General features: G+C 72.7%; 22 protein-coding genes. 4 read left to right on the forward strand and 18 right to left on the reverse strand.

All coding sequences use genetic code 11. From position 1 onward, the window contains the following. Nucleotides 1-3: 3 nt before the first annotated feature. Together cimA and AC2YHB_RS09325 are read right to left on the reverse strand one after the other, a co-directional pair. The gene (gene cimA, locus AC2YHB_RS09320) at nucleotides 4-1,611 is read right to left on the reverse strand and encodes a citramalate synthase (protein ID WP_179647622.1); all 1,608 of its coding nucleotides are present in this window, start codon (nucleotides 1,609-1,611) and stop codon (nucleotides 4-6) included. 161 nt (nucleotides 1,612-1,772) lie between these two features. Then, nucleotides 1,773-3,464: a serine/threonine-protein kinase gene (locus AC2YHB_RS09325; protein WP_179647623.1), complete on the reverse strand. Its 1,692-nt coding sequence runs from the start codon at nucleotides 3,462-3,464 to the stop codon at nucleotides 1,773-1,775. A gap of 72 nt (nucleotides 3,465-3,536) precedes the next feature. Here AC2YHB_RS09325 and AC2YHB_RS09330 point away from each other — a divergent pair, with 72 nt between their 5' ends. Further along, on the forward strand, nucleotides 3,537-4,358 hold the full coding sequence (locus tag AC2YHB_RS09330) for an alpha/beta fold hydrolase (RefSeq protein WP_487353804.1): 822 nt from the start codon (nucleotides 3,537-3,539) through the stop codon (nucleotides 4,356-4,358). Here the strand turns inward: AC2YHB_RS09330 and AC2YHB_RS09335 are convergent. Further along, nucleotides 4,345-4,761: an MmcQ/YjbR family DNA-binding protein gene (locus AC2YHB_RS09335; RefSeq protein WP_487353805.1), complete on the reverse strand. Its 417-nt coding sequence runs from the start codon at nucleotides 4,759-4,761 to the stop codon at nucleotides 4,345-4,347. The genes AC2YHB_RS09330 and AC2YHB_RS09335 overlap by 14 nt on opposite strands. Before the next feature lie 59 nt (nucleotides 4,762-4,820). Here AC2YHB_RS09335 and AC2YHB_RS09340 point away from each other — a divergent pair, with 59 nt between their 5' ends. Then, nucleotides 4,821-7,931: an ATP-binding protein gene (locus AC2YHB_RS09340; RefSeq protein ID WP_179647625.1), complete on the forward strand. Its 3,111-nt coding sequence runs from the start codon at nucleotides 4,821-4,823 to the stop codon at nucleotides 7,929-7,931. Between the two features lie 6 nt (nucleotides 7,932-7,937). Here AC2YHB_RS09340 and AC2YHB_RS09345 read toward each other — a convergent pair whose 3' ends face one another. The 5 genes from AC2YHB_RS09345 to AC2YHB_RS09365 form a co-directional block, all read right to left on the reverse strand. Next, a complete protein-coding gene (locus tag AC2YHB_RS09345) occupies nucleotides 7,938-8,783 on the reverse strand; it encodes an ABC transporter permease (RefSeq protein ID WP_487353806.1) in 846 nt (281 codons plus the stop codon). A gap of 1 nt (nucleotide 8,784) precedes the next feature. Further along, nucleotides 8,785-9,753 carry a daunorubicin resistance protein DrrA family ABC transporter ATP-binding protein gene (locus AC2YHB_RS09350; protein ID WP_036541521.1) on the reverse strand — a complete coding sequence of 323 codons (969 nt, stop codon included), beginning with the start codon at nucleotides 9,751-9,753 and terminating at the stop codon, nucleotides 8,785-8,787. A gap of 161 nt (nucleotides 9,754-9,914) precedes the next feature. Further along, the gene (locus AC2YHB_RS09355; RefSeq protein ID WP_487353811.1) at nucleotides 9,915-10,994 is read right to left on the reverse strand and encodes a branched-chain amino acid aminotransferase; all 1,080 of its coding nucleotides are present in this window, start codon (nucleotides 10,992-10,994) and stop codon (nucleotides 9,915-9,917) included. 79 nt (nucleotides 10,995-11,073) lie between these two features. Further along, nucleotides 11,074-12,168 (reverse strand): 3-isopropylmalate dehydrogenase, encoded by a 1,095-nt coding sequence (locus AC2YHB_RS09360; protein WP_051931559.1) that lies wholly within the window; start codon nucleotides 12,166-12,168, stop codon nucleotides 11,074-11,076. Nucleotides 12,169-12,178: 10 nt separating this feature from the next. Next, a complete protein-coding gene (locus tag AC2YHB_RS09365; protein ID WP_179647628.1) occupies nucleotides 12,179-12,340 on the reverse strand; it encodes a hypothetical protein in 162 nt (53 codons plus the stop codon). A 558-nt stretch (nucleotides 12,341-12,898) separates the two neighbouring features. On the opposite strand from AC2YHB_RS09365, the gene AC2YHB_RS09370 reads away from it, so the two are divergent. Together AC2YHB_RS09370 and AC2YHB_RS09375 are read left to right on the forward strand one after the other, a co-directional pair. Then, entirely contained in the window at nucleotides 12,899-13,468 is a 570-nt protein-coding gene (locus AC2YHB_RS09370) for an O-methyltransferase (RefSeq protein ID WP_036541517.1), read from the forward strand. A gap of 104 nt (nucleotides 13,469-13,572) precedes the next feature. Then, nucleotides 13,573-14,538, forward strand: coding sequence for an IS481 family transposase (locus AC2YHB_RS09375; RefSeq protein WP_179647629.1), 966 nt, complete (start codon nucleotides 13,573-13,575; stop codon nucleotides 14,536-14,538). Nucleotides 14,539-14,573: 35 nt separating this feature from the next. Here AC2YHB_RS09375 and AC2YHB_RS09380 read toward each other — a convergent pair whose 3' ends face one another. The 10 genes from AC2YHB_RS09380 to AC2YHB_RS09425 all read right to left on the reverse strand — a co-directional run bounded on the left by AC2YHB_RS09380 (nucleotide 14,574) and on the right by AC2YHB_RS09425 (nucleotide 26,932). Continuing rightward, complete coding sequence (locus AC2YHB_RS09380) at nucleotides 14,574-15,467, reverse strand: SDR family oxidoreductase (protein WP_179647630.1); 894 nt, start codon at nucleotides 15,465-15,467, stop codon at nucleotides 14,574-14,576. Nucleotides 15,468-15,532: 65 nt separating this feature from the next. Next, nucleotides 15,533-16,339 (reverse strand): double zinc ribbon and FHA domain-containing protein, encoded by an 807-nt coding sequence (locus AC2YHB_RS09385; RefSeq protein ID WP_179647631.1) that lies wholly within the window; start codon nucleotides 16,337-16,339, stop codon nucleotides 15,533-15,535. After that, complete coding sequence (locus AC2YHB_RS09390) at nucleotides 16,336-17,622, reverse strand: vWA domain-containing protein (protein WP_036541511.1); 1,287 nt, start codon at nucleotides 17,620-17,622, stop codon at nucleotides 16,336-16,338. The genes AC2YHB_RS09385 and AC2YHB_RS09390 overlap by 4 nt, the downstream gene beginning before the upstream one ends. Continuing rightward, nucleotides 17,615-18,763, reverse strand: a complete 1,149-nt coding sequence (locus AC2YHB_RS09395; protein WP_179647633.1) for a PP2C family protein-serine/threonine phosphatase — start codon at nucleotides 18,761-18,763, stop codon at nucleotides 17,615-17,617. The genes AC2YHB_RS09390 and AC2YHB_RS09395 overlap by 8 nt, the downstream gene beginning before the upstream one ends. Continuing rightward, nucleotides 18,760-21,183: a serine/threonine-protein kinase gene (locus AC2YHB_RS09400; protein ID WP_179647634.1), complete on the reverse strand. Its 2,424-nt coding sequence runs from the start codon at nucleotides 21,181-21,183 to the stop codon at nucleotides 18,760-18,762. The genes AC2YHB_RS09395 and AC2YHB_RS09400 overlap by 4 nt, the downstream gene beginning before the upstream one ends. Further along, nucleotides 21,180-22,307 (reverse strand): hypothetical protein, encoded by a 1,128-nt coding sequence (locus tag AC2YHB_RS09405; RefSeq protein ID WP_179647635.1) that lies wholly within the window; start codon nucleotides 22,305-22,307, stop codon nucleotides 21,180-21,182. Before AC2YHB_RS09405 ends, AC2YHB_RS09400 begins: the two co-directional genes overlap by 4 nt. Beyond that, the gene (locus AC2YHB_RS09410) at nucleotides 22,304-23,269 is read right to left on the reverse strand and encodes a glutamate ABC transporter substrate-binding protein (RefSeq protein ID WP_179647636.1); all 966 of its coding nucleotides are present in this window, start codon (nucleotides 23,267-23,269) and stop codon (nucleotides 22,304-22,306) included. The genes AC2YHB_RS09405 and AC2YHB_RS09410 overlap by 4 nt, the downstream gene beginning before the upstream one ends. Beyond that, nucleotides 23,266-24,585 (reverse strand): hypothetical protein, encoded by a 1,320-nt coding sequence (locus tag AC2YHB_RS09415; RefSeq protein WP_179647637.1) that lies wholly within the window; start codon nucleotides 24,583-24,585, stop codon nucleotides 23,266-23,268. Before AC2YHB_RS09415 ends, AC2YHB_RS09410 begins: the two co-directional genes overlap by 4 nt. Beyond that, nucleotides 24,582-26,426: an AAA family ATPase gene (locus AC2YHB_RS09420; protein ID WP_308645455.1), complete on the reverse strand. Its 1,845-nt coding sequence runs from the start codon at nucleotides 26,424-26,426 to the stop codon at nucleotides 24,582-24,584. Before AC2YHB_RS09420 ends, AC2YHB_RS09415 begins: the two co-directional genes overlap by 4 nt. Continuing rightward, on the reverse strand, nucleotides 26,423-26,932 hold the full coding sequence (locus tag AC2YHB_RS09425) for a hypothetical protein (RefSeq protein ID WP_051931552.1): 510 nt from the start codon (nucleotides 26,930-26,932) through the stop codon (nucleotides 26,423-26,425). The genes AC2YHB_RS09420 and AC2YHB_RS09425 overlap by 4 nt, the downstream gene beginning before the upstream one ends. Nucleotides 26,933-26,968: the final 36 nt, after the last annotated feature.

A 26,968-nucleotide genomic window follows, 5' to 3' on the forward strand; every position in this document is an offset into this window, starting at 1 on the left:
GGTTCAGCCCACGTGGTGGCGCAGCAGGCCGTAGGTCAGGCCGTCGACGAGCGCCTCCCACGACGCCTCGATCATGTTCGCGCCGACGCCCACGGTGACCCAGGAGGACTCCCCGTCGCTGGTCTCGATCAGGACGCGGGTGATCGCGTCGGTGCCGTGGCCCTGGTCGAGGATGCGGACCTTGAAGTCGATCAGCTCGAACTTCGCGATCTCCGGGAAGGCCTGCACGATCGCCGAGCGCAGCGCCTGGTCGAGCGCGTTGACGGGGCCGTTGCCCTCGCCCGTGACGACATAGCGGACGTCGGCGGCCTTGAGCTTGACCGTCGCCTCCGAGACTGCCTCCTCCCCCGGCTGCGCGTGGGTGAGGGTCTCGGTGATCACGCGCCAGCTCTCGACCTCGAAGTACGACGGCCGGTGACCCTCGGCCTCCTCGATGAGGAGCAGCTCGAAGGAGGCGTCGGCGGCCTCGAAGGTGTAGCCGCGGGACTCCATCTCCTTGACCCGGGCGGTGACCCGGTTGACGACGTCCGGCGAGCCGGACAGGTCGAAGCCGAGCTCCTTGCCCTTGAGCTCGATCGACGCGCGGCCGGCCATCTCCGAGACCAGCAGGCGCATGTCGTTGCCGACGCCGGCCGGGTCCATGTGCTGGTAGAGGTCGGGGTCGACCTTGATCGCGCTGGCGTGCAGGCCGGCCTTGTGCGCGAAGGCCGACGTGCCGACGTAGGGCTGCCGGGCGGCGGGCGGCACGTTGGTCACCTCGGCGACGGCGTGGGCGATCCGGGTCGCCTCGGTGAGCAGCCCCGGCGGCAGCACCTGCCTGTCGAGCTTCAGCTCGAGGTTGGCCACGACGTTGACGAGGTCGGCGTTGCCGGTGCGCTCGCCGTAGCCGTTGATGCAGCCCTGGATGTGGGTGGCGCCCGCGTCGACGGCCGCGAGGGTGTTCGCGACGGCGAGGCCCGTGTCGTTGTGGCAGTGGATGCCGACCCGGACCTGCGCGGTCTCGAGCACGTCGTGGACGACGTCGGAGACCCAGCCGGGCAGCATGCCGCCGTTGGTGTCGCACAGCGCGATCACCTCCGCCCCGGCGTCGTACGCCGTGCGGAGCACCTCGAGCGCGTAGGACCGGTCGAGCTTGTAGCCGTCGAAGAAGTGCTCGGCGTCGAGGAACACCTGCTGCCCCTCGGCCCGCAGGTGGCTGACGGTGTCGCGGACCATCGCGAGGTTCTCCTCGAGCGTGGTCCGCAGCGCCTTCTCGACGTGGCCGACGTGCGACTTCGCGACCAGCGTGACCACGCCCGCGCCACTGTCGCGGAGCGCCGCGACCAGCGGGTCGTCGGCGGCCTGGACGCCCGCGCGGCGGGTGGCGCCGAAGGCCGCGAGCCGCGCGTGCTTGAGGTCGAGCTCGGTCGCCGCGCGCCGGAAGAACTCGGTGTCCTTCGGGTTGGCCCCCGGCCAGCCGCCCTCGATGTAGCCCACACCCAGGCCGTCCAGGTGCCGCGCGATCGCGAGCTTGTCGGCGACGGTCGGGTTGAGGCCTTCCTGCTGCATGCCGTCGCGCAGGGTCGTGTCGTAGACGTGGAAGGCGCCGTGGAGGTCGAGCTGCTGGTTCATCGGGGAATCTCTCGCGTGCGTGTCACAGGGCAAAGCAGGCAAAACAAAAGCCTCCCGGGGTACGAGAGGCTGCGCGTCCGGGATGCTCCGGACGCGCTAGGTAATGATCGAGGTGATGGTGCTCACGAGGCCAGTGTGCCACGTCGCGCGCGGCCGCCCCGTCACAGTCCGAAAGGACCGCTCGACCACGGGATCCAGCTGACGCCCTGTCCCGCGACCAGCACGCCGAGGACCGCCGCCACCGCGAGCAGGCCGGCGCACAGGAACAGCCACGGCAGCGTGCTGCGGCAGGCCGGGAAGAGCACCCGGGCGACCGGCGAGCGGAACCGGCTGCCGCCGGGACCGGACCACAGGGCGACGCCGAGGGTGGCCCCGCATGCCATCAACGTGCCCGGCACGTCGACGGCCAGCGCGTAGCAGATCAGCCCCGCCGCGAGCCCCAGGCCGGCGCTCCACGCCACCAGGACGACCGTCCCGGTCACGGCCCGGACCAGGTGCCACGGGCTGGTGGCGAGCCAGCGCAGGGCGTCGTACCACTTCGCGCCGCGGACGGTACGACGCTGCGCGACCGCCGACGCGGCCAGCGAGCCGGCACGGAGCAGCCACACGGCGAGCACGACGAGGAGGGCGGCCACCCACGGGGCGGCCGCGAAGCCGGCGCCGAGGGCGACGGCACCCGCACCGATCGCGGTCCAGCGACGCAGCCGCTCGGGCAGCGGCGCCTGCGGCTGGGGCGCGAACGGGGCCTCGGGGTCGAAGCCGTTGGCCTGGTCCCACTCCTGCTCCATCCGCCGCATCGCGTCGGGAGCCGGCGGCGCGTCCTGCCGGAGCGTGACCGGCGGCGGGGGCTGCGCCGGCCGGGAGGTCGACACCGGCTCGGGCATCGTGCGCGGCGTCGGCGGCGCGGGCGGAGCCGGCACCACGGTCGGCGCGTCGGGGGCACCGGCCTGGGCGGCGAGCGCGAGCGGCAGCGTGAAGTCGTCCTGCTCCGGCGCGGGCGGCCCGTCGAACAGGGCGCCCGGCGGCGGCACCGGCGGCAGCTCGGGGCGCGTGCTCAGCGGCCGCAGCCAGGCCAGGACCTCGTCGAGGAGCGGTCGCTCCAGGGGGTCGGGGTGGAGCGCGGCGGCGAGGACGTCGGCCATCGGCCGCGGGATGCCGGAGAGGTCGTGCTGCCCACGGCGGGTGCGGTCCATGACCGCCATCGCCGGGCCGCGGCCGTAGGGAGCGCGGCCGCTGGCGGCGTACGCGACGGTCGCCGCCCACGCGTGCACGTCGGCGGCGGGGGTCGCCTCGTCGCCGTACAGGATCTCGGGGGCGAGATAGCCCGGCGTACCGAGCAGCCAGCCGGTCTGGGTCAGCCGGACGTCGTCGGCGACGCGGGCGAGCCCGAAGTCGATGAGGATCGGCGTACGACCCTCCATCAGCACGTTGCCCGGCTTCACGTCGCGGTGCAGGACGCCGACGGCGTGCACGGCGGCGAGACCCTCGGCGAGGCAGCCGGCGAGCCAGTTCAGGTCGGACCCGTCGACCGGGCCCTCCGTGGCGACGTGCTCGTGGAGCGAGAGCCCCGGCACGTAGCGGGTGACGACATAGGGCACGTCGGCCCACGGGTCGGCGGCGAGCATCTCGGCCACCCACGGGCTGCGGATCCGCGTGAGCGAGCTGACCTCGCGGGCCAGCCGGCCGCGCGCCTCCTGGTCGCCGACGATCTGCGGACGCAGCACCTTCAGCGCGACCCGGCGCCCGTCCGAGCCCCGCGCCAGGTGCACGATGCCCATGCCGCCCTCGCCCAGCTTCGTCAGCAGGGCGTAGTCGCCCACCCGCACAGGGGTGGGGCCGGGCTGGGTCGTCACGAACCGAGGCTACCCAGCACTTCGGTGCACGACGCGCTCGCCACACGAGGGATTCCGCGCGAGCATGGCCGGGTGAGCACCCTGGTGCGGCTGCCGGACGGCGCCGAGCTCGACGTGACCGACCTCGGCGACGGCCCCGACGTCCTGCTGCTCGTGCAGACGGCGCTCACCGCCGACGAGCTTCTCCCCGTCGCGCAGGAGCCCGCACTGGCGGGCTGGCGGCGGGTCCTCCCCCACCGACGCGGGTACGACGCCAGCGGGCCCGCGCTCGACCCGCCCGCCGTCGGCGACGACGCCGCCGACTGCATCGCGCTGCTGGACGCGCTCGACCTGCCGGCCGCCCACCTGCTCGGCTTCTCGTACTCGACCGCCGTCGTGCTCGAGGTCGCGGCCACCTGGCCGGAACGCGTCGCGTCGGTGGTCCTCGTGGAGCCGCCGCCCGTGCACACGGCGTTCGCGGGCGAGTTCGCGGAGGTGAACGCCGAGCTCGCCGGTGTCTTCACGCGCGACGGAGCGGAGGCAGCGCTCGACGCCCTGCTGTCGCGGCTGCTGGGCGCGGACTGGCACCCCGCGACCGAGGCAGCGCTGCCGGGCTCGGTCGCGCAGATGGAGCGCGACGCGGCCACCTTCTTCGTCCACGACATGCCGGCGCTGCTGGCGTGGGGGTTCGACGCCACCCGCGCCGGACGGGTCCGCTGCCCGGTGCTGCACGTCGCCGCCGACGGCAGCGGCCCGTGGTTCGCCGCCTCCCGGGACCTGGCCCTCCAGTGGTTCCCCCACGCCCTCCAGGCGGAGGTGGCCGGGGCCGACCACGGCCTGATGCTCACCCACCCGGCCGACGTCGCGGCGGCCGTCGCCGCCTTCCTGGGCGGCGCCCGGGTCAGCCCGGCGTGACGCCGCCGCGGGCGTCGAGCTCGGCGAGCAGCTTCCTCGAGGCGATCCGCCGGTAGGACGCGTCGGCCAGCTCCGCGATCTCGGCCCAGTCGATGTCGGGCGTGGCGAGGTCGATCGCTCGGCCACCGTGGGGGCCGTAGTAGGCGGGCACGAAGAACCGCTCGTCAGCGTCGATCGCCGGCAGGTCGACGTCGTCGGGGGTGAAGATGAAGGCGCTCGGCACCATCCGGTGCTCCCCCGGCCGGATCCGCTCCGATCCGCCGAAGGCCGCGAAGATCCTGCCCGCACGGAAGGTCGGCCGGCCGTGGCTGACCCGCTCCTCGGCGCCCGGGAGGGCGAGGCAGATCCGCCGCAGCTCGGCCAGACCAGGGTCGTCGTCGGTGAACATGATCGGGTGGGCCACACCGCCAGTAGAGCACTGCGCGCCGCCGGGGCGCGCCACCCGACTCCTAGACTTCCCCCGTGCCGATCCAGCTGACGCTGCTCGACGGCGTGCGGTGGGAGGGCACGCCGGTCACCGGCGACCGGCCGCAGGCACTGCTCGCGGCACTCGCGGACGCCGGGCGCACCATCGGCACCGACCGCCTCGTCGACCTCGTCTGGGGCGAGGACGAGCCGGCCAACCCGGCGAAGGCGCTGCAGGTGCTGGTCTCCCGCGTGCGCGGGACCATCGGCGCGGCCGCGCTGGTGACGGACGGGGACGGCTACCGGCTCGCGCTCCCTCCCGAGCACATCGACGCCGTCCACCTCCGCCTCAGCACGCGCCGCGCCCGCGAGATCCTCGCCACCGACCCGGCCGCCGCCCTCCAGCACGCCGAGGTCGCGCTCGCGCTCGCCCCGGCCGGGGTGGTCGAGCAGGCCGCCGGTCCCCTCGCCGAGGTACGACGACGGGCGGACCACGACCTCCGCGACGCCGCCGTCGTCCGCGCCCGCGCGCTGGCCCGCTCCGGACGGCACGCCGAGGCGCTGCCCGGCCTGGAGGAGGCGGCCGCGGGAGCGCCCGACGACGAGCCCCTGCTCGCCGACCTGCTCCACGCCGTCGCGACGGTCCGCGGCCCGGCGGCGGCGCTCGAGCTCTTCGAGGCGCACCGCACCGACGTGCGCGAGCGCCTCGGCGCCGACCCCGGCCCGGACCTGCAGCGTGTGCACCGCGAGCTGCTGGCGCTGGACAGCCCGGTCCGCGAGGGACTGCGTTACGAGGCCGGGCCGCTGCTCGGTCGCGACGCCGACCTGCGCACCATCGAGGGCCTGCTCACCTCGGCCCGGGTGGTGTCGATCGTCGGCCCCGGCGGACTCGGCAAGACCCGCCTCGCCCACACCGTGGCCCGCGCCGCCAGCCTGCCCGTGGTGCACTTCCTCGAGCTGGTCGGCGTGACCGACCCGGAGGACCTGGTCGGTGAGGTCGGCTCGGCGCTCGGCGTGCGCGACTCGGTCAGCGGGCGTCGTACCCTCACGGCGGAGCAGCGGGCCGACATCCGGGCCCGGATCGCCCAGCAGCTCGACCAGGCGCCGACCCTGCTGGTGCTGGACAATTGCGAGCACATCGTGGAGGCGGTCGCCGACCTGGTCGCCTTCCTCGTCGCCACCACCCGCGAGCTGCGGGTGCTGACCACGACCCGGGCCCCGCTCGCGATCGCGGCCGAGCACGTCCACCTGCTCCCCCACCTCGGCACGGACGACGCCGTCGACCTGTTCCGCACGCGCGCCGAGGCGGCGCGTCCCGGGGTCCGGCTCGACGACGACGCGGTCCGCTCGGTCGTCGACCGGCTGGACGGGCTGCCGCTGGCGATCGAGCTCGCGGCCGCGAAGGTCCGGGTCATGCAGCCCGCCGAGATCGCGCGGCGCCTCGACGACCGCTTCGCCCTGCTCCGTGGTGGCGACCGCAGCGCCCCGGACCGCCACCGCACCCTGCTCGCGGTGATCGACTGGTCGTGGAACCTGCTCGACGAGCGCGAGCGCCGGGCGCTGCGCTATCTCGCCGCCTTCCCCGACGGGTTCACCCTCGAGGCGGCGGGGGCGGTCCTCGGCGACGACGCGCTCGAGCCGGTCGAGGACCTCGTCGAGCAGTCGCTCCTGGTCGTCACCGACACCGACCACGGCACCCGCTTCCGGATGCTGGAGACGGTCCGTGAGTTCGGCCGCCTGCAGCGGGAGGCAGCGGGCGAGTCCGACAAGGTCGCGCGCGCCCTGCAGGACTGGGCCGTCGACTTCGCGGCCCGCGAGGGCAGCCGCCTGTTCTCGACCGACCAGGTCGAGGCCATGGACCGGATCCGCGAGGAGGAGACCAACCTCGCCGACGTCCTGCGGGAGGCGCTCGGCGCCGGCGACCAGGACGCGGTGGCCGGGTTGTTCGCGACCCTCGGCGGCTACTGGTCGATCAGCGGCGACCACTTCCGCAGCATGACCGTCGCCCCGGCGGTCGCCGGCGTGCTCGACGACTGGGCGGTCCCGCCGGAGCTGGCCGACACGGCCCGCTCGGCCCTCTGCATCACGCTGTTCAGCGTGCGGTTCACGGGCTCCGACGGCGCCGAGCAGCTCACCGGGCAGCTGGAGGACCTCGGCGAGGGCACCGACCATCCCGCCCTGGCGGCGCTGGTCCGGGTGACCCTCGCCCAGACCGAGGGCGTCGCGACCGACCTCACGCACCTCATCGACGACCCGGACCCGTGGGTGCGCTGCCTCGCCCTGCAGTGGGCAGCCCACCAGTGGGAGAACCGCGGCGACCCGCACGGCGCCGTCGAGGCCCTGCACCGTGCGCTGCCGCTGGTGCACGTCGAGGAGGGCCCGTGGCGGCGGGCGATGATCGACGCCCAGCTCTCCGAGCTGCACGCCCAGCTGGGCGACGCCGTCCGGGCCGCGGAGCACGCCCGGCTGGCCCTGCCCGTGCTCGAGCGCCTCGGCGCCATCGACGACGCCGTGCAGAACAGGGCGATCGTCGCGACCTCGACGATGATCGGCGGCGACCTGGCCGCAGCGTCGGCCCAGGTCGCCGAACTGGCCGCGCTCGCCCCGACCGGTATGCCCGGCGGTGACGTCGCGATCCTGCGCACCCGCGCGGAGCTCGCCCTCCTGACCGGGGAGGTGGCCGATGGCCTCCACCTGCACCGGGTCGCGGCCGAGGCGACCCGCGCGATGCGCCTGCCCGGCACCGACGACGTCACCACGCCGTGGACGATCTCCGGCGAGGCCGCGGCGGTGTCGGCGTTCGCGCTGCACGGACGCGGCGACGAGGGCCGCGACCTGCGCGACGCCCTCGCCGCCCGGGCGCTCGACGCCCTCGACCCCGAGCGGCCCTTCATGGACTACCCCGTCGGCGGCCTCGTCCTGTTCGGGCTGGGCCTGTGGGCGCTGCTGCGCACGGACGGTCCGGCGGAGGACGCGGTCCGGGTGCTCGTGCTCGCCGACCGCTTCTCCTACTACCGCTTCGCTCCCACCATGCAGTGGGAGCCGGCCCGCGCGCTGTGCGAGGAGCGCGCGCCCGGCGTACTCGCGGAGATCGAGGCGGAGTACGGCGAACGGCGCGGGCCCGACCTGGTGGCCGAGGCCCGCGCCGCCGTCACGCGCGTGCTCTGACGGGCGTCACATCTTGCGCGAGTAGGTCCGCACCGCCAGCGGCGCGAAGATCGCGACCACGATGGTGCAGCCCAGCAGCGCCCAGCCGACCTGGCCGGTGAGGTCGCCGTTGTTCATCAGGTCGCGGACCGCGGTCACCACGTGCGAGACCGGGTTGACCTTCACGAAGGCCTCCAGCCAGCCCGGCAGCGTGTCCATCGGGACGAACGCGTTGGACAGGAAGGTCAGCGGGAACATGATCATCATGCCGATGCCCTGGACGGCCTGCGCCGAGCGCGCGATCGTGCCCAGCCAGCAGAAGATCCACGACAGCGACCAGCCGGCGAAGATGGTCAGCGCCCAGCCCGCGAGCACGCCGAGGAAGCCGCCGCCGGGCCGGTAGCCCATCGCCAGGCCGACGACGATGGTGATCGTCGCGGCCGTGCCGTAGCGGATCAGGTCGGCGAGCATCGGGCCGGCCAGCGGGGCGATCCGCGCGATCGGGAGGGACTTGAACCGGTCGAAGACGCCCTTGTCCATGTCCTCGCGCATCTGCGTGCCCGTCGCCATCGACGCGGTGAGCGCGGTCTGGGCGAGGATGCCCGGGATGATCAGCGGCAGGTAGTCCGCGACCGAGCCGGAGATCGCGCCACCGAAGATGTAGGCGAACATCGCGGTGAACAGGATCGGCTGCAGGGTCACGTCGAAGAACTGCTCCGGGTTGCGGCGCATCTTCTTGGTGGCCCGACACGCCATCGCGAGCGTCTGGTGGACGGTGTCGCGCAGCGAGGGACGGGCGGGGAGCTCGCGGTGGGGGCTCGCGGCGGCCGGCACGGCTGCGCCGGTGGTGGTGTCGGGGAGCAGGGTGGTCATGTCAGGCCACCTCCTTGTCGGTGTCGTCCTCGGCGTGGTGTCCGGTGAGGGTCAGGAAGACCTCGTCGAGGGTGGGCTGGCGCACGGCCGCGGTGGTGATGTCGACCTCGCCCTGGCGCAGCGCGATGAGGACGTCGGCGGTCTGGTTGGCGTCGCCGAGCGCGATGTTGAGGCCGCCCGCCTCGGGCGTGAGCACCGGCGCCTCGCCGAGCACCCGCTCGACGATCGCTGCCGCGCGGGCGGTCTGCTCGCGGTCGACCACGCGCAGGTGCAGGGTGGAGCTGCCGACGCTCGACTTGAGCTGGTCCGGCGTACCCTCGGCGACCTTGCGGCCGCGGTCGATGACGGCGATCCGGTCGGCCAGCTGGTCGGCCTCGTCGAGGTACTGCGTCGTGAGCAGAATCGTCGAGCCCTGCGCGACCAGCTCACGGATCGTGTCCCACATCTGGCCGCGGGTGCGCGGGTCGAGGCCGGTGGTCGGCTCGTCGAGGAAGATCAGCGGCGGGCGGGCGATGAGCGACGCCGCGAGGTCGAGCCGGCGACGCATGCCGCCGGAGAAGTTCTGGATCTGGCGGTCCGCCGCCTCCTCCAGGCCGAAGCGGCCGAGCAGGTCGGCGGCGGTACGCCGCGCCTGCGCAGTCGACTGCCCGAGCAGGCGGGCGAACAGGATGAGGTTCTCCGCGCCGGTGAGGTTCTCGTCGACCGACGCGTACTGGCCGGTGACCCCGACCAGCTGACGGATCCGGTGCGGCTCGCGTCGTACGTCGACGCCGAAGATCTCGGCCTCGCCGCCGTCGATGGGCAGCAGCGTGGCGAGCATCTTCAGGGTCGTGGTCTTGCCCGCGCCGTTGGGGCCGAGGACGCCGAAGATCTCGCCCGGCCGGACCTCGAGGTCGATGCCGTCGACGGCGTGGAAGGCCCCGAACCTCTTCACGAGGCCGGTGGCGTGCACTGCGTTGGTGGCAGTCATGGGAGTGCTCCTTGTCTGACCGGGGATCGACCCGGTCGATGGGAGGAGCATCCGGCGCCGCGGTTTCACCGCGGCATCACGCCGGTTTCACGGCGGCCGTGGGCGCCGGGAGACGCGAACGGCCGCCCCGGTGTCCGGGGCGGCCGCGCGCGAGAGCAGTCCTAGACGATCTTGTGCATCCAGCCGAAGGTGTCCTCGTTGCGACCGAGCTGGACGCCGACGAGCGCCTCACGGATCCGCATGGTGAGGTCCTGGCTGGCCGGGGCGGCGGTCTCGCCGCCGGCGTACTTGAGCGAGCCGACGGGGGTGACGACGGCGGCGGTGCCGCAGGCGAAGATCTCGGTGATCCGGCCGCTGGCGACGCCCTCGCGCCACTCGTCGATGCTGAACTTCCGCTCGGTGACCTGGTGGCCCATCTTGCCGGCGAGCTCGATGATCGAGGCGCGGGTGATGCCCTCGAGGATGGTGCCCGTCTCCGGCGTGACGATCGAGCCGTCGTCGAAGACGAAGTACATGTTCATGCCGCCGAGCTCCTCGACGTACTTCCCCTCCTGCGCGTCGAGGAAGACGACCTGGTCGCAGCCGTGGGCGTAGGCCTCCTGCTGGGCGACGAGGGACGAGGCGTAGTTGCCGCCGGTCTTGGCCGCGCCCATGCCACCACGGCCGGCGCGGGTGTACTCCTCGGTCAGCCACAGCGTGACCGGCTTGATGCCGCCCTTGAAGTAGGCCCCGGCCGGGCTGGCGATCACCATGAAGGTGACGTGCTGGGCCGGGCGCACGCCGAGGAACTTCTCGGAGGCGAACATGAAGGGCCGGATGTAGAGGCTCTTCTCGCCGCCGTCGGCGTTGCCGGGCACCCAGCGGGCGTCGACCTTGACCAGCTCCTCGACGGCCTGGACGAAGTCGGGCACCTCGAGGACGGGCAGCGCGAGGCGGTGGCTGGAGCGCTTCATCCGCTCGGCGTTGGCCTCGGGCCGGAACAGCCACAGCGAGTCGTCCGCGTGGCGGTAGGCCTTCATCCCCTCGAAGGTCTCCTGCGCGTAGTGCAGGACGGCCGCCGCGGGGTCCAGGGTGATCGGTCCGTACGGCGTGATGCGCGCGTCGTACCAGCCCTTCTCCTGCGTCCACTCGACGGTGAACATGTGGTCGGAGAAGTACGTGCCGAAGCCGGGGTTGGCCAGGATCTCTGCCAGCCGGGCGTCGTCGGTGGGGTTCGCAGAGAGCGTGGTGGTGATCTGCATGGTCATCAGGTTAGTCCTCGTTAACGCGGGAGTGGAATGGGCCGTCTGCCCGCGTGCAGGGGACTCCCCTGCGACGGGCCTAACCGGCTACTCGGGCGGCGATCGCGTCGCCGACCTCGGGCGTACGACGCTGCTTCGCGGGGTCGCGCGACTCGAGGTCGGCGAGCACCGCGGCCTCGATCGACGCAGCGGCCTCGGGGTGGCCGAGGTGGTCGAGGAGCAGCGCGCCGGACAGGATCGCGGCGGTGGGGTCGGCGATGAGCTGGCCGGCGATGTCGGGCGCCGAGCCGTGGACGGGCTCGAACATCGACGGCGCCGTGCGGTCCGGGTTGACGTTGCCCGAGGCCGCCAGGCCGATGCCACCGGTGATCGCGGCGGCGAGGTCGGTGACGATGTCGCCGAACAGGTTGTCGGTGACGATGACGTCGAAGCGCTGCGGGTCGGTGGTCAGGTAGATCATGACCGCGTCGATGTGGCTGTAGTCGGTGGTGACGTCGGGGAACTCCTTCGCCACCTCCTCGAACAGCCGCCACCAGACCGAGCCGGCGTTGACGAGCACGTTGGTCTTGTGGACCAGCGTCAGCTTCTTGCGCGGGCGCTTCTGGGCGCGGGCGAAGGCGTCGCGGATGACGCGCTCGACGCCGAAGGCGGTGTTGACGGAGACCTCGGTGGCGACCTCGGCCGGCGTACCGACGCGCAGCGCGCCGCCGTTGCCGGTGTAGGGGCCCTCGGTGCCCTCACGGACGACGACGAAGTCGATGTCGCCCTTGCCGAGCACGGCGTCGGACAGCGGCGCGACCGAGCCCGGGAACAGGCGCGACGGACGCAGGTTGACGTAGTGGTCGAGCTCGAAGCGCAGCTTCAGCAGCAGTCCCCGCTCGAGGATGCCCGGCGGCAGGTTCGGGTCGTTCGGCTTGCCGCCGACGGCACCGAGCAGGATCGCGTCCTGGCCGCGGATCTCCTCCAGCACGCTGTCCGGGAGCACCTCGCCGGTCGCGAGGTAGCGCTCGGCGCCCAGGTCGTACTGGGTCTTCGCGAACTTCAGCTCGGCGGGCGCAGCGACCTCGAGGACCTTGAGCGCCTCCGCGGTGACCTCGGGACCGATGCCGTCTCCGGGGATGACGGCGAGGTCGACCTGTCCGGTCGCGGGCGTGAAGGGGGTGCTGTCGGTCATGGTGAAGACGTTAGTTGTCGTCCGGGAACGCGTCGTCACCGTCTCGCAGGGCAGTCCCGTACGCCGGGGTCTCGAGGGCGTCGACGTGGAACGGGTGCTCCGGGTCGTGCTTCGCCGGGCCCCACTCCTGCGAGTCGCGGTACTGGGTCGTGGGGCGGGTGGTGGTGAACATCGTGGTCTCCGTGAGGGCTGGTGCTGCTGGGCTGATGGTGGGGATCAGTCCTGGCCTCTCCCACCGCGGCGGGTGGGCGTCAGCTCGTGGATCTCACGGGAGCTCGACTGCGACGGGGCTACGGATCGCGCGTTGCCGGCCGGTGGGCCCGCCGCGGTGCAGTCTGCGGAGAATGCCAGGACTTCAGTTGGATCTGAGAAGCCCCGGCGCGAATCGGGGAACGCCGCAATCACCGCGGCGAGGTGGCCTCTCTCAGGCCTCGCCGCGGCGCACGATTACGAGAAGAGCGCTCCGCATGATGGGTGCACTCTAGACCGATGCCGGACGCGATGTCGCGGAAGCGTCCACGATGCGGGCGTGTCGGGGGGTTGCAGGAATCCCCGGTCGACCGGGGATTCCTGCGCTTGTCAGGCGTTGCAACACCTGACAAGCGCATGAACCGCCCCCTCGGCGTGACCGGTGGTGCTGGTGGGACTTCCGTACGCCGCAGCGGCAGCCGGTAGGACCACGATCCGAGACCGCCGTCCCGGGCCTTGAACGCCGGGTGAAACTCGTTGCATGAGCGCGCCCCCCGACCTGCCCGACGTGGTGACCCGCGCTTTCGACGTGTCCCGGCGCGCCGGCTACGTGTCCTTCTGCCGCAACGAGACCGGCCGACTGCTGGCCGCGCTCGCCGCGACCCGTGAGGGGACGATGGCCGAGTTCGGCACCGGCTGCGGCGTCGGCACCGCCTGGCTGCGCTCGGGGGTCCGCAACGACAAGGCCCGCATCCTCACCGCGGAGCTCGAGCCGCGCCTCGCCGCGGCGGCGAGCGAGATCTTCGTCGACGACCCGCTGGTCGACGTACTCGAGGCGGACTGGTCGACCCTCATGGACAAGGGCCCGTTCTCGCTGTTGTTCCTCGACTCCGGCGACCCGACCGCGGTCCGGGTCGACAAGATCGCCGACCTCGTGGAGCCCGGCGGGATCGTGGTCCTCGACGACTTCGTCCCGTGCGAGATGTGGCCGCCGATCACCGGCGGCCGCGTGGACACGCTGCGCGAGGAGTGGCTCACCGACGAGCGGTTCACGACCGTCGAGGTGATGGTGGCGCCGGACGCGTCGGCGCTGATCGCGACGCGGCGCTAGCTGTACCCGGCCAGGACGTTGGTAGCGGCGAGCCTGGTTGAACAAACGAGAACCTCCGAATGGGATGTGGCTTGTCTAAGGCCCACTTCCACCCGGAGGTTCTCGTGTCCCACGGTAGTGCCCGGCTGACCGTTCATGGTCGTCGGCTGATCGTTGCCCGCCACCAGGCTGGCTGGCCTCAGGCCCACATCGCCGCGGCGATGGGCGTGTCCCGCAAATGTGTGAAGACCTGGATCGACAGGTTCGCTGCTGAAGGCGAAGTAGGGCTCATGACCCGGTCGTCGCGCCCGCACTCGATGCCCACCAAGACCCGCGACGAGGTCGAGCAGAAGGTCCTGGCTGCGCGTGCCGAGCGTCGTGACGGCCCCGACGTTCTCGGACCGAAGGTCGGCGTGCCCGCGCGCACGGTGTCGCGGATTCTGCGCCGCCACCATGTGCCGTACCTGCGCGAGCTAGATCCGATCACCGGTGAGGTGATCCGGTCCTCGAAGCAGACTGGCGTTCGCTACGAGCGCGAACGACCAGGCGAGCTGGTGCACATGGACGTCAAGAAGCTCGGCAAGATCCCCGCCGGCGGTGGGTGGAAGGCCCACGGCCGAGGGGCCGGATCGATCATGCGTGATCGCAGCACCAAGGTCGGATACGACTACGTGCACTCGCTCGTCGACGACCACTCCAGGCTGGCCTACAGCGAGATCCTGCCGGATGAGAAGGGCCCCGCCTGTGCAGAGTTCCTCGAGCGAGCCATCGCCTACTTCGCCGCGCACGGCATCGCCCGGATCGAGCGACTGATGACGGACAACGCCTGGGCCTACCGATGGTCGCTACGAACGGTGTGCGCCGATCACGGCATCACACAGAAGTTCATCAAGCCGCACTGCCCGTGGCAGAACGGCAAGGTAGAGCGCCTGAACCGCACCCTGACTACCGAGTGGGCCTACCGCCAGGTCTTCACCAGCAACGACGAACGCCAGGCCGCCCTTGCGCCCTGGATCGAGCACTACAACACTGAACGCCGCCACAGCGCACTCGGAGGCAAGCCGCCAGTCAGCCGGCTGCTACCAACCTGATGGCCGGGTACAGCTAGCGCCTCCCGCGAGGCGGATCAGCCCTCCCCCGCCGCCTTCCGCTGGTCGTTGGCCACGTTCCGCGCGCTCGTCGACCGCCCCAGTGCCCGGACCTCGGCGTCCATCCGCGGCAGCAGGTCGGGTACGAACCGCAGGATCGGCAGGTTGCCGACGGCGGAGTTGATGACATTGCGGTTGAGGCCGGCGCCCCGGACCCAGCCCGGGCAGTAGACGTGCCGCGAGCGCTTCTCCACCCCCTTCACGAACGCCTTCACGCACGCGTCCACGTCCGTCGTCTTGTTGAGCGGCGGCGGGAGCTTGGTGAGCATCTCCTGGAAGGTCGACAGGTCCTTCTTCGCGTCCTGCACCAGCGGGGTGTCGATCCACGACATGTGCGCGCACCCGACCGCGATGCCGAGGTGGGACACCTCGAGACGCAGCGCGTTGGCGAAGTGCTCGACCCCCGCCTTGCTGGCGTTGTACGCCGCCAGCCCCGGGGCGGCCGCGAAGGCGGCCAGTGAGGAGACCACCAGCAGGTAGCCCTTCGTCTTCTCCAGCTCCGGGATCGCGGCCCGCGCGGTGTTGAAGACGCCGGTGATGTTGATGTCGAGGGTGCGCTGGAAGGCCGCGGGGTCGATCGCCATCACCGAGCCGTAGCTGGCGATGCCGGCGTTGGCGAGGACCACGTCGAGGCGGCCGAAGCGCTCGACGGCGCTCGCGACCGCGCCCTCCATCGCCGCCAGGTCGGTGACGTCGGCGACGATCCCCGTGCAGGCGTCGTCACCGATCGCGGCGACGGCCTCCTCCAACGCGGGGCTGTCGAGGTCGGTGAGGACCAGCCTCGCGCCCTGTGCCGCCAGCGCCTTCGCGGTCTCGAGCCCGATGCCGCGGGCGCCGCCGGTGATGAGGATGACCTGGTCCTTGATCGCCATGGCGGCGATGGTTCCACAGCCCGCTGGCCGTGGTCTTGGTGCGCCGGACCAAAGATGAGCCAGGATCAGGCGGTCTCGCCCGGCTGTGCCCTCCGGATCACGATGCGCGTCCAGGCGCCGAGGTAGACCCGGTCGTCGGGCCCGATCTCGCGCTTCTCCCCCGCCGGCAGCGGGTCATTCGGCAGCGGCCCGACGGCCGAGCCGAGATAGGTCCCGTTGGACGAGCCGAGGTCCTCCACCCACCAGCGCGTGCCGTCGGTGGTCAGCTGGCAGTGCCGCCGGCTGATCCCGTTGTCGGCGCCGAGGTCGATGTCGGGGTGGATCCCGCGGCTGCGTGACGTGCGGCCCACGAGGATCGACGTCGTCCGCAGGGGTACGACGACCGGCACGCCCGCCGAGGGCAGCGGATCGGTCGACTCCTGGTCGGCGTACCAGTCCGGGTCGATCCAGACCTCCGCGACCCAGGCCTCCCCCAGGGGTGGCGCCACCGAGGAGGGCGCCGACTCCGCGGGCGGGGCCACCGGTCCCGTGGCGGCCGGCGAGTCACCGGCATCGGCGGACGGGTCGGCCGCCGCGGTGCCGACGGGGGTGTCGAGGTCGAGCACCGACGGGGTCACCGGGCGCGGCATCGACCCGGTCGTGTAGTCGTAGCCGCACGCCTCGCAGAAGAGCGCGTTGGGCGGGTTGGCGGCCTGGCAGTTCGGGCAGGCCGACGTGGTCGGCGCGGGCGTCGGCTCCGGTGCCGCCGGCGCGGGGTCGGGAGCAGCCGGAGCGGCGGTCGTCGTACCACCGCCGGCAGGGATGGGCAGGCCGCAGACGTCGCAGTAGTCGTCCGAGCCGGACTCGTGCCCGGACGGGCAGGTGGAGGTCACGGCGTCTCCTTGCGGATCCTCGTGGTCTTGGTGGACGCGGTGTCGAGCGCCATCTCGTCGGCCTTGTCGACGGCACGCTTGAGCCGGACCGTGCCGGTCTCCTCGTTCTCGACGTCGACGACCTTCCGCAGCTTGCTGGTGGCCTCGTCGTTGCCGGTCTCGGCGGCGAGCTGGACCGCACGGCCGAGCTTGGTCGTCGCGGTCGCCTCGTCACCGGAGGCCTTGGCCGCGAGGCCCTCCTGGATCATCTGCGCGAGCTCGGTCTGCCCGGTGTAGTGGGCGACCTGCTGGTCGATGCGGGTGGTCAGCTCGGAGTTGTTGGACCAGGTCGCCTTCACCAGGCCCTGCGTCACGACGTCGTCGCCGATCGCGAGCTGCACCCGCGCGGCCAGCTGCTCCTGGCCGATCGCCTTCGCCGGCACCCGGACGGCGACGTGGTAGTCACGCGACTCGTCGGACCAGGCGCCCGTCGGGTAGTCACCGGTCAGCGGGTTGACGGGGGTACGACGGCTGGTGAGGTCTTCGACCGTCGGCGACACCTGCCGCACGAAGAGCACCTCCGCGCCCTGCGGCGTCCACACCCGCAGCGACGCGTCGGCGACACCGCGGGACATGGCGTTGCGCATGATCTCCTCGAACTGCGCCTTCATCTCCGCGGGGCTCGGGATGATGTCGACCGTGCCGAGCAGGGCCTGCGCGATCCGGCGGATCTCGGCGACCTGCCAGTCGGTGCCGGCGCCGCGGCAGTCGGCCTGGAAGTAGCCGGTGGCGCGGTTGATCGCCTCGTCGAGGCGGCCGGGGCGTTCGCGGTTCTCGCCGTCGGTGAGCAGCAGCACGTGGCGCTGGGTCACCTCGGCGACCGATGCGAAGAGCTGGCCGGCGAGGTCGAGCCAGGTGCTGATCGCCGTACCGCCGCTGCCGACGAAGCGGCCGATCGCGTCGGAGGCCGCCTGGCGTGCGGAGGGGTCCATGCGGACCATGCCCGGGCCGCTGGAGACCTGCGGGAAGGCGAGCATCGCGCGGTCGGCGCCCGCGATGACGGCGAAGTAGGTGCCGTCGACGATCTCGGCGAGCGCCGCCTGCGCGGCCTCCTTCGCCGCGGCCATCGTCGCGGGCCCCATCGAGCCGGAGGTGTCGACGATGATGATCTCGCCGGCCGAGCCGGAGCCGGCCTGTCCGGCCGTGCCGGCGCCGGAGCAGGTCACCGTCACGATCGCGTTGACGTCGGTCCCGCCGTCGGGCAGGAACTCGTTCTGGTAGACGGAAGCGGTGAACTCAGCCATCGCTCGGCTCTCCTCCTGGGGTCGGCGTCTGGCCATTCTGCCCGAGGGCGGTCTGCCCGGGATCGACGCGGGCCAGCGCTGCGGTGATGTTGTCGTGCCCGCCCGCGCCGTTGGCGAAGGCGACGAGTGCGGTGGCGATCGTGAGCGGCTCGGTGGAGCCGACGGCGTGGACCTGCTCGGCGATCGCCTCGGGGGTCGAGGCGTAGTTCCACAGGCCGTCGGAGCAGGCCAGGAGCCAACCCGGCTCGGTGACCTCCAGGCTGCCGACGGTCGGCACGAAGTCCTCCGAGTCACGGCCCAGCCACTTGGTGATCGCGTGGGCCTGCGGGCCGTTCTCCGCGACCTCCCGCGGTACGCCGGAGGCGATCTGCGCCTGTGCGACGGAGTCGTCGACCGAGAGCTGCACCGGGGTGCCGGCGTCGGGGATCCAGTAGGTCCGCGAGTCACCGATGTTGGCCCAGCTGATCCGGGCGCCCTCCAGCACGGCCGTGGTGAAGGTGGCCGAGGCGGGGTTGGTCGAGTCGGGGTCGGTGACGGCGATGATCGCGGTGTTGGCCGCGGCCGCGGCGTTGGCGAACACCTTGGCGACGGCGGCGTCGCGGCCCTGCGGCGTCCCCATGCCGGCGGGGAGCGGGACGCGCAGCACCTCGCGCGCCGCCCGGGCGCCGGCGAGCGAGGCGACGTCGGAGTCGATCGAGTTGGAGACCCCGTCCATCACGACCAGCACGGCCCGTGAGCCGGGCGCCTGGCCGGCGAGGAGCGCCATGGCGTCCTCGTTGCGGCTCTTGCCGATCGCCTTGTCGCACACGCCGGCCACCCACGGGGCGGGCTGCTCCTCGAAGTGGTCGCGCTCGCTGGGGGCCTTCGTCCCGCACTCCAGGCAGTAGAGGTCGGGACCGACCTCTCCCCCGCACTCCGTGCAGGGCCGACGGCCCGCGGGAGCGGGCGGGTCCGGCAGCGCCGAGGCGGGCTTGCGGGTGGGCGCGCTGATCGGCGCGTCGCCGAGGGGGTGGTCGGCGTCGCCCCCGGGCGCAGTCATCGGCGCGGCGGGAGCCGCGACCGTCGTACCGAGCTGGGCGCCGCAGGCCTCGCAGAAGCGGGCACCCTCGGTGACGGCCGTGCCGCAGGAGGGACAGGTCACGTCAGGCTCCAGTTCCGCACGGCGTTGGCCTGGTTGACCAGCTCGACCCGCTCCTTCACGTCGATGGCGTCGCGCGCCAGCGAGCGCAGGGCGTTCTCGAGGCCGTCGCGCACCCCCACCTCGGTCGCGGCGACGGAGCCGATCCGGGCGCCCTCGGGCACCTGCCCGTTGCCGGAGACGACCGGCAGCGCCTCGGTGAGGATCCGCACCGTGTAGCGCTGGCGGGTCCTGCCGTCGATGCTCGAGGACTCGATGGTCCGCATCGCCTGGTCGAGCACGGCGAGGTCGTGCGCACCGCCGGAGAGCAGCACCTCCGCCCGCTGCTGGCGGGCCTCGGTGTAGCCGCGGCTGGTGTTCGGGACGAGGTCGAGCGCGGCCACGGCACCCGGGGTGTCCTTGCGGTCGGCCCGCACGCGGGCCATGCCGAAGGCCGCCGGCGGGACGTACGCCGCGTCCGTGGCGACGCACACCTGGTAGAGCCCCTCGGCCACCTCCGGCAGGCCGCCGCGCTCGCAGGCGAAGGCCAGCGCCAGCTTGGGCGCGAGCTCGCCGGGGACCTGCTGGTAGACCGCGTTGAAGGACGCCTTCGCCGTCTCCCAGTCCTGCGCCTGTACGGCGGCCAGGCCCTCGATCCACAGCGCGCGCCACTCCCAGGGGTCGGCCGCGAGGAGCGCCTGCGCGTGCGCCTGCGCGCCCTTCGCGTCGGACAGCTCGAGGGCGGCGCGGGCGCGGGCCAGCCACACCTCGGCGCTGTCCTCCGGTGCCTGCTGCAGGTCGGCGAGCCGCTTCTTCGGGTCGTCGGCGCTGATCGACGACAGCCAGCTGTGCTGTGGGTCGGTGGTGTCCTCGCGCAGCTTCGGCAGCTGGCTCCACTCGGTGATCGGTCGCGAGGTCGCCGGCGACTCGAAGAGCACGGAGGCCGCCGACGTGGTCGCGGTCCCCTGCCGCTTGCGGGCCACGACCTCGCGCAGCACGCCGAGCACCTGGGAGCGCATCTCGTCGACGGAGGCGAACCGGTCGGCCGGGTCAGGGGCGCAGCACTTCGCGACCAGCTGGTAGAGCGAGTCGTTCTCCTGGAACAGCGGCGTGGAGTCGACCGGCGGCAGGCTGTGCAGGTAGGTGCCCTGGTAGCCGCGGAACTCCATCGTCAGCACGACGAGCGTGCGCCCGATCGTGTAGATGTCCGAGGCGACCGACGGCCCGATCTCCGCGACCTCCGGCGCCTGGTAGCCGACCGTGCCGTAGATCGCCGACTCCTCGTCGTCGATCCGGCGGACGCCGCCGAGGTCGATCAGCTTCATCGCGTCGCCGACCTGGATCATGTTGTCGGGCTTGAAGTCGCAGTAGACGAGGCCGAGGTCGTGGAGGTACTGGAACGCCGGCAGCAGCTCGAGGATGTAGGCCAGCGCCTGGTCGACCGGCAGCGGGTCGTAGGCGCCGTTGTTGGCGGCCATCCGCTGCTTGAGGATCTGCTTGAGGGACTTGCCGCCGACGTACTCCATGACGATGTAGCCCGCACCCTCGTGCGTCACGAAGTTGTAGATCTCGACGATGAGCGGGTGCTCGACCTGGGCGAGGAACTGCTGCTCGGCGATCGCCGCCGCCAGCGCGTCCGGGTCGCCGGAGTTCAGCAGGCCCTTGAGCACGACCCAGCGGTTGGACACGTTGCGGTCGCGGGCGAGGTAGATCCAGCCGAGGCCACCGTGCGCGAGCGCGCCCGCGACCTCGTACTGCCCCGCGACGAGGTCGCCCTGCTGCAGCTTCGGGGTGAACGAGAACTGCTGGCCGCAGTTGGGGCAGAAGCCCTCGCTGCGACCGGGCTGCCCGTTGATGCTGCGTCCCACCGGGTTGCCGCACTTGGAGCAGCTGCGCTTGTCCTCGGGCACCTGCGGGTCGGCCATGATCGCCTTGGCGGCGTCCACCGGCGGTGCGGGAGGTACGACGGTCAGGCCGGCGCCGAGCCGGGCCGAGCGCATCCGCTGCGAGCCGGTGCGGGTGCGCCGCGTGGCGTAGCTGCCCGTCGTACCGGCGCGCTTGGAGCCGATCGCCGCCGACTGCACGCGGCTGGCGGCCGTGGCGGACGTCCCCTCGCGGCCCGAGAGCGGCTGCGACTCCGCGATGGCCGCGGCCTCGGCGACGCGTGCGCCGGGCAGGGCGGGCGAGCCGCACACGTCGCAGTAGCCGTCGAGGATCTTGCCGGTGCACCCGGGCTGCGGGCAGGGGTCGCCGTTGGCGCCGCGGGAGGCCTTGAGCGTGCCCGTGGCCGTCACGCCGGCGGGGCCGGGCAGTGCGGACGCCGCCGTCGCGGCAGGGGCTGCGGGGGCTGCGGGGGCTGCGGCGGCGCTGTCGCCGGCCATGCCGCAGACGTCGCAGTAGCCGTCGACGATGCTGCCCGTGCAGCCGGGCTGGGTGCAGCTCATGGCGTCTCCTTGGTGAGCCAGGTCTGGTAGGTCGTGACGAGCTGGCGGGCCACGGCCATCGGGCACGGGCGACGCTCCAGCAGGGCGCGCGCGGCGCGCTCGCTCTCGGCCAGGTCGGGGTTGTCGGCGAGGCGAGCGGCGCGGGCCTTCGCGACGTAGCCGTCGAGGAGCCCGACGAGCTGGGTGTGCTCGTCGAGCGCGGCGGCGTACGCGTGCTGCGCGACCTCCATCGCCTGCGCCACCCGGTCGAGGCGCTCCAGGTAGGGCTCGATCCCCTCCGGGGTGACCGGCACCGGACCGAGCAGCTCGACGTCGGGGACGGCGTAGCGCGGCGCCGGGTCGACGGTGGCGACCGCCGTCTCGGCGAGCTTGGCCAGGGCGGCCTCGCGGGCCTCGAGGTCCGCGCGGAGCTCGCGTGCGGAGAGGACCTTGCTGCGGGCGTCGCGGCGGCGCGCGTTGCCGACGATCAGGTCGCGCTCGAAGGTCGTCGCCTCGGCCTCCAGCGGACCGAGCATGCCCCCCACGTCGCCGCCGCGCTCCGCCTTGGCCGTCAGCACCTCGAGCCGGGCCATCAGCTCGGCCAGGCGCTCGATCGCGGCGTCGCGGCTGTTGGCGGGCTCGAGGCCCACCTGGTCGCGGATCCGCTCCAGCTGGGCGCGCAGCTCACGGATCCGGGTCGCCGACCTGTCCGCGTCGGGCACCAGCGCGAGGCGGGTGCGGAGCTGGCCGGTCAGCGCGTCGCAGAGCCGGCCGGCCTCGGGCAGCGACACCGCCAACCCGCCGGGCAGCTCGGACGCGCTGTCGAGGCGCCCCCACACGAGCGCGGAGATCCGCTCCCGCTCCTGGCGGAGCACCCGTCCGCCGTCCCACGTCGCGAAGACGAGCTGGTAGCGGTCGGCGATCGCCTTCCAGAGCGCCAGCGCGAGGGACATGTCGCCCGCGAGCTCGCCACCCCGACCCGCCGCGATCGCGGCTCGGTCGAGCTCGTCGAGCTCCGATCGTCGTACCCGCAGCCAGGTGTCGAGCTCGGCCAGGTAGGTCTGGATCGCCGCAGGGTCCAGCGCGTCCCCGAGCTTGCCGGGGGCGGTGGGGGCGGTGGCGGTCGCGGCCTGCTGCACGGTCACCGGCCGTACTGCGGGGTCGGCGGCGTCGCGTCGCCGAGGTAGGGCTCGAGCCACTCGTCGTACGACGCCTGCCAGTCGCCGTTGCTGCGCCGCTCCTCGAGGACGGAGTTGACGAAGCGGATCAGGGCGACGTCGTCCTGGTTGGCGCCGATGCCGTAGGGCTCGTCGGTGAGCTTCTTCTGCTCGGGAACCTCGGCATAGGGGTCCTGCGCGGCCAGACCGGCGAGCACCGTGTCGTCGCCGGTGATCGCGTCGACCTCACCCTGCTGGAACTTCACCAGGCATCCCGTGTGGTTGGCTGCCGCCACCGTCACGACGTCGGGCTGGATCTTCTTGATGTTGTCGATGCTGGTGGACCCGGCCGGAGCGCAGACCTTCTTGCCCGACAGCGACTTCACGCCCTTCTTCTCGAAGGCCGCGACGTCGTCCTCGCGGACCAGCACCTTCTGTGTCGCGTTGTAGTAGACGGCGGAGAAGCCGATCTGGCTCCAGCGCGTGCAGTTCATCGTGTAGTTGCGGGCAACGAGATCGATCTCCTGCTCGTGCGTCTCACCGTCGATGGTCGCACCGAGCAGCGTGGGACGCTCGGCCGCGCTGATGACGCGCAACTGGAGGTCGACGCCGAGCGCGTCGGCGATGGCCTGGGCGACATCGATGTCGAAGCCCTGGATCTCACTGTCCTTGAAGGGATTGGCCCATCCCATCTGGAAGGTGTCTGCGGAGACTCCGACGACCAGCCGGTCCTCGTTGAGCAGCTGCGCCCTGGCGGCACCGCGGTCAGTGCTCGGCGCGTACGACTGGGTCGGGTTGTCGCACTCGACCGGCTTCGTGCCGGCGGCAGGCGTGCTCCCTGCCGCCTTCGGCGGCGGGACCACGGTCTCGTCGTAGCCGCAGGCGCCGAGCAGGAGCAGTGCAGCCGTGAGCGTGGTGGCGAGCACGCGCGGCGTCGTCGCACGGATCACGAGAACTCCCTCCGTCGCTCGCCGATACCTCGGGCGACGAAGGCCGCTGCGCCCAGTCCGAGCAGCAGGGACAGGATGCTGACCGCCAGCGCCAGTCCCCGACCGCTCTCGAGGTCGCCGGTGACGTTGTCGCTTGCCGTCGCCACGATGGTCTCCGATGCGCTGTCGAAGGCGTTGAGCGGCTTCGACGAGCCGTCATCACCGGTGGTCGTCGCGAGGTCGCGGGCCTTCGTCCAGTGGCCGCCGTCGTCCTGCTTCCGGATCTCCCGGTAGACCGCGTCGTAGTCGCTCCACTGCTCACCGGTGTCACGGCGAGACGATTTCTTGACGACCTCCGCCGACTTCTCCCAGTTGGTCACGTAGGTGGCACCGGAGCCGCGCTTGATCAGCGCGAGGCTCTCGTTGGCCTTGGCGTCGTTCGCCGCGGTCCGGGCGTTGGCCTGCGAGATCGCCAGCGCGAGGTCGCCCTCACGCAGGCTGTCGTTGGAGTTGTCCCGCAGCCACGCACCGACGACACCCACGATCGTCACGACCAGCACGATCGCGCCCGCGATGGCGACACCCTTGTTGACCCGCCTCCGGAAGGCGCCGGCCAGCTGCTGGTTGATGACGAACAGAGCCGCGAGGGCGAGGACCCCGACCAGCAGCAGCCAGAACGGGTGCTGACCGTTCATGGAGCCCTCTGCTCGGTCGGTGTTGGCTGCGACGAGGGCGGCGAGGATCGGGATCGCGGCGTCGATGGGGTCGGAGGTGTCGGTCGCGGGCACGGAGTTGCGCAGCGCGGTGCTGGCCCCGCTGAGGTACTCCGCGCCGACGGGATAGCCGAGACGGTTGTAGTCGCGAGCCTGGGCCACCGCGGTGACGTAGTCGTTGACCCGGAGGGCCAGCTCCTCCAGGACCGCACGATCCTTCGGCTGCGCGTCGGCCGCGGCGGTGATGCCCGTCAGCACGTCGTCGATCGCGGCGTCGTACTCCGCGCGCTGCCCTGCATCCTCCAGGCCACCGACCAGGAAGGCGTTCGTCGCGAGGGCGTCCGCACGGAGCAGCGACGACTGGATCTTCTGGACGCGGACGAGCTGCTGGGTGTCGTCAGCCGCCCGGCCGTCCGCCTGCCACCCCAGGAACTGCACGAGCGCGCTGACGATGCCGAACACGATCGCCACCGTCATCCCGATCAGCTGCCAGCGGTTGAGCAGGGCGGGGGTGTCGACGTGGCCCTGGTCGGCTGACGCCGTCGCCGACGTCGTGGCGGGGGCGGCCGCGGGAGCGGGGGCCGCAGGCGGCGGGGCTGCCTGCGGGGGGGCGGTCTGGCTCACGACTGCTCCTCGGGGGCGGCGGGCCGGTCGGGCCGGCGGGGGTGCTGGGGCAGGGTGGTCTCGGTGCCGAACGGACCGGCCGCCTCCTGCGCCGGAGGTGCCGGCGGCGGGGGTGGCGGGGGCGGCGGGGCCGCGGACGGCTTGACGATCAGGGTCGCCTCCGCGCCGCTGAGCGGCGACGCCTCCAGCTCCGGCTCCGGAACGGGCTGGGGTTCGGGCTGAGGCTCGCGCTGAGGCTCCGGCTCGGGCTGGGGCTCGGGGACGAACGGCTCCACCGGCTCGGCCGGCGGCGCGTCGGCCGGCGGCACGACCTCGCCCTCGGCTGCCGGCGCATCGGCCGCATCCGGCGCGGTGTCGTTGGGGTCGACGACCAGGTCCTCGGGCTCGAGGGTGCGCAGCTGCTCCAGCGTCGGCTCGGCGATGTCGCGCAGGCGCCAGGCGTGGCGGCCGATCGCGGCCTCCATCAGGTTGCGCACGAAGCGCGCGTTGCCGAAGGACGGACCCCGCGGGGTCTCGGCGAGGATCTCCTTCAGCCGCGTGACGACCGCGTCGCTCGCGTCGTAGTCGGCGCCGGAGACCATCGAGCTGAAGATGCCGACCAGCTCGTCGTCGGTGTAGTTGGCGAAGTCGATGGTGGTGCGGAAGCGGCTCTCGAGGCCGGGGTTCTCGGAGATGAAGACCGCCATGGGGAGCGGGTAGCCGGCGACGATGACCACGAGGTCGTCGCGCTTGTCCTCCATCTCCTTCACGAGGGTGTCGATCGCCTCCTTGCCGTACTGGTCGCCGGAGAGCGAGTACGCCTCGTCGATGAACAGCACGCCGCCCTCGGCCGACGCCACGACCTCGGCGGTCTTCGCGGCCGTCTGGCCGAGATAGCCCGCGACGAGCTCGGAGCGGTCGACCTCGACCAGCTGGCCCTTCGAGAGCAGCCCGAGGGCGCGGTAGATCCCTGCGACGAGCCGGGCGACCGTCGTCTTGCCGGTGCCCGGGTTGCCGTTGAAGACCAGGTGGCGGGTGATCGTCGGGGTGTCCAGGCCGGCCTTCTTGCGCAGCCCCTCGACCCGCAGCACCGCGGCCTGCCGGTGGATCTCGCCCTTGACGTTGGCGAGACCGATGAGGGCGTCGAGCTCCGCGAGGAGCTCCTCGACCGTCTTGGTCGGCTCCTCCGGCTTCGCGGGCTCCTCGGCCGGCTTCTCCGGCTCCGCCGCCTGCGTCTGTACGCCGTCAGCGGGGCCGCCCGCGGACGGAACCGCCGGCGCAGGACCGGTCACCGGGTCGGCGGGGAGGAGCGGCGCGGCGTCGTTGAGCGCGCCGAGCTGGCGTCGTACCTGCTCACCGACGCGGCGGACCTGCTCCAGCACCTCGTCGCCAACGCCCGGGACCGGCTGCCGCTCGGGCAGCTGGAAGGCGCCCGGACCGCCGACGGGCGGGGTCAGTCCGGCGCTGCCACCACCCAGCTGGGCGGTGGTCACGGTGGTCGCCGCGCCGACGGCGTCGGGCCCGGGCTCGCCGAGCCGGGAGCCGGCGAGGGCGGCGTCGGCGAGCGCGCCGGCGTAGTCGGCGGAGTGGGGGGACTTCTCCAGCAGCAGCTGGGCCATCAGCGGCGTCGGCCCGGCCCGGAAGCGGTTGCCGCGCTTGGCGGCGAGCATGTGCTCCTCCGCCGACCGATCCCGCCCGGTCTGGATGCACCAGTCGACGAACGCGCCGCGCGAGCGCTCCGAGACCGTGGCCGCGACGGCCTCGCCCTCCGCCCGGGCGGCTGCCTCGTCCGCACCAGCGGCACGGGCGACGGCCGCGAGCGCGTCGAGCGCGTCGGCGAGGCTGCCGACCGGCGCCGTCACTGCGACCCCAGGTTGAGGTCGCCACCGGTCGAGGAGTGCCCGAACTTCGCGTCCAGGAACTGTCCGTGCGCGACCAGCGCCTGGGCGTCGGCGCGGTTGGCCGCATCGAAGATCTTGTCCATCGTGGCTCCGAGCAGCTCGAGTTGTTCGATGAGGATCATCAGCGCGGTCTTCTGGCCGTCGATCGGCCGGGTGTCGGCCCAGTCGCGGGGCAGGCGGAGGTAGCCGTCGACCGCCTCGGGCAGGTAGTCCGTCGCGGTCGCGACGACCGAGAAGGCCTCGAGGCTGCCGAGCCCCATCTGCTGCAGGCGCGGCAGCGTCTGGTGGATCGTGCGCGCGATCCGCACGACGCGCGAGACCACCACCGGCGGCGCGTTGCCGTCCCGGAGCATCGCGTTGATCCGGTTCAGCGCCGCGAGGATGTCCTTCTCGGTCGGCGGTGGCGGGGCGGCGTACTGCTGCTCCTCAGCGTCCCTGCCCCGCTTGAACCACGACTTCAGCCCCACCCGATCCCGTCCTGTCCCCTCGGCCGGCGACCGCGC

It is taken from the genome of Nocardioides sp. SRI_004 (genome assembly GCF_057586415.1).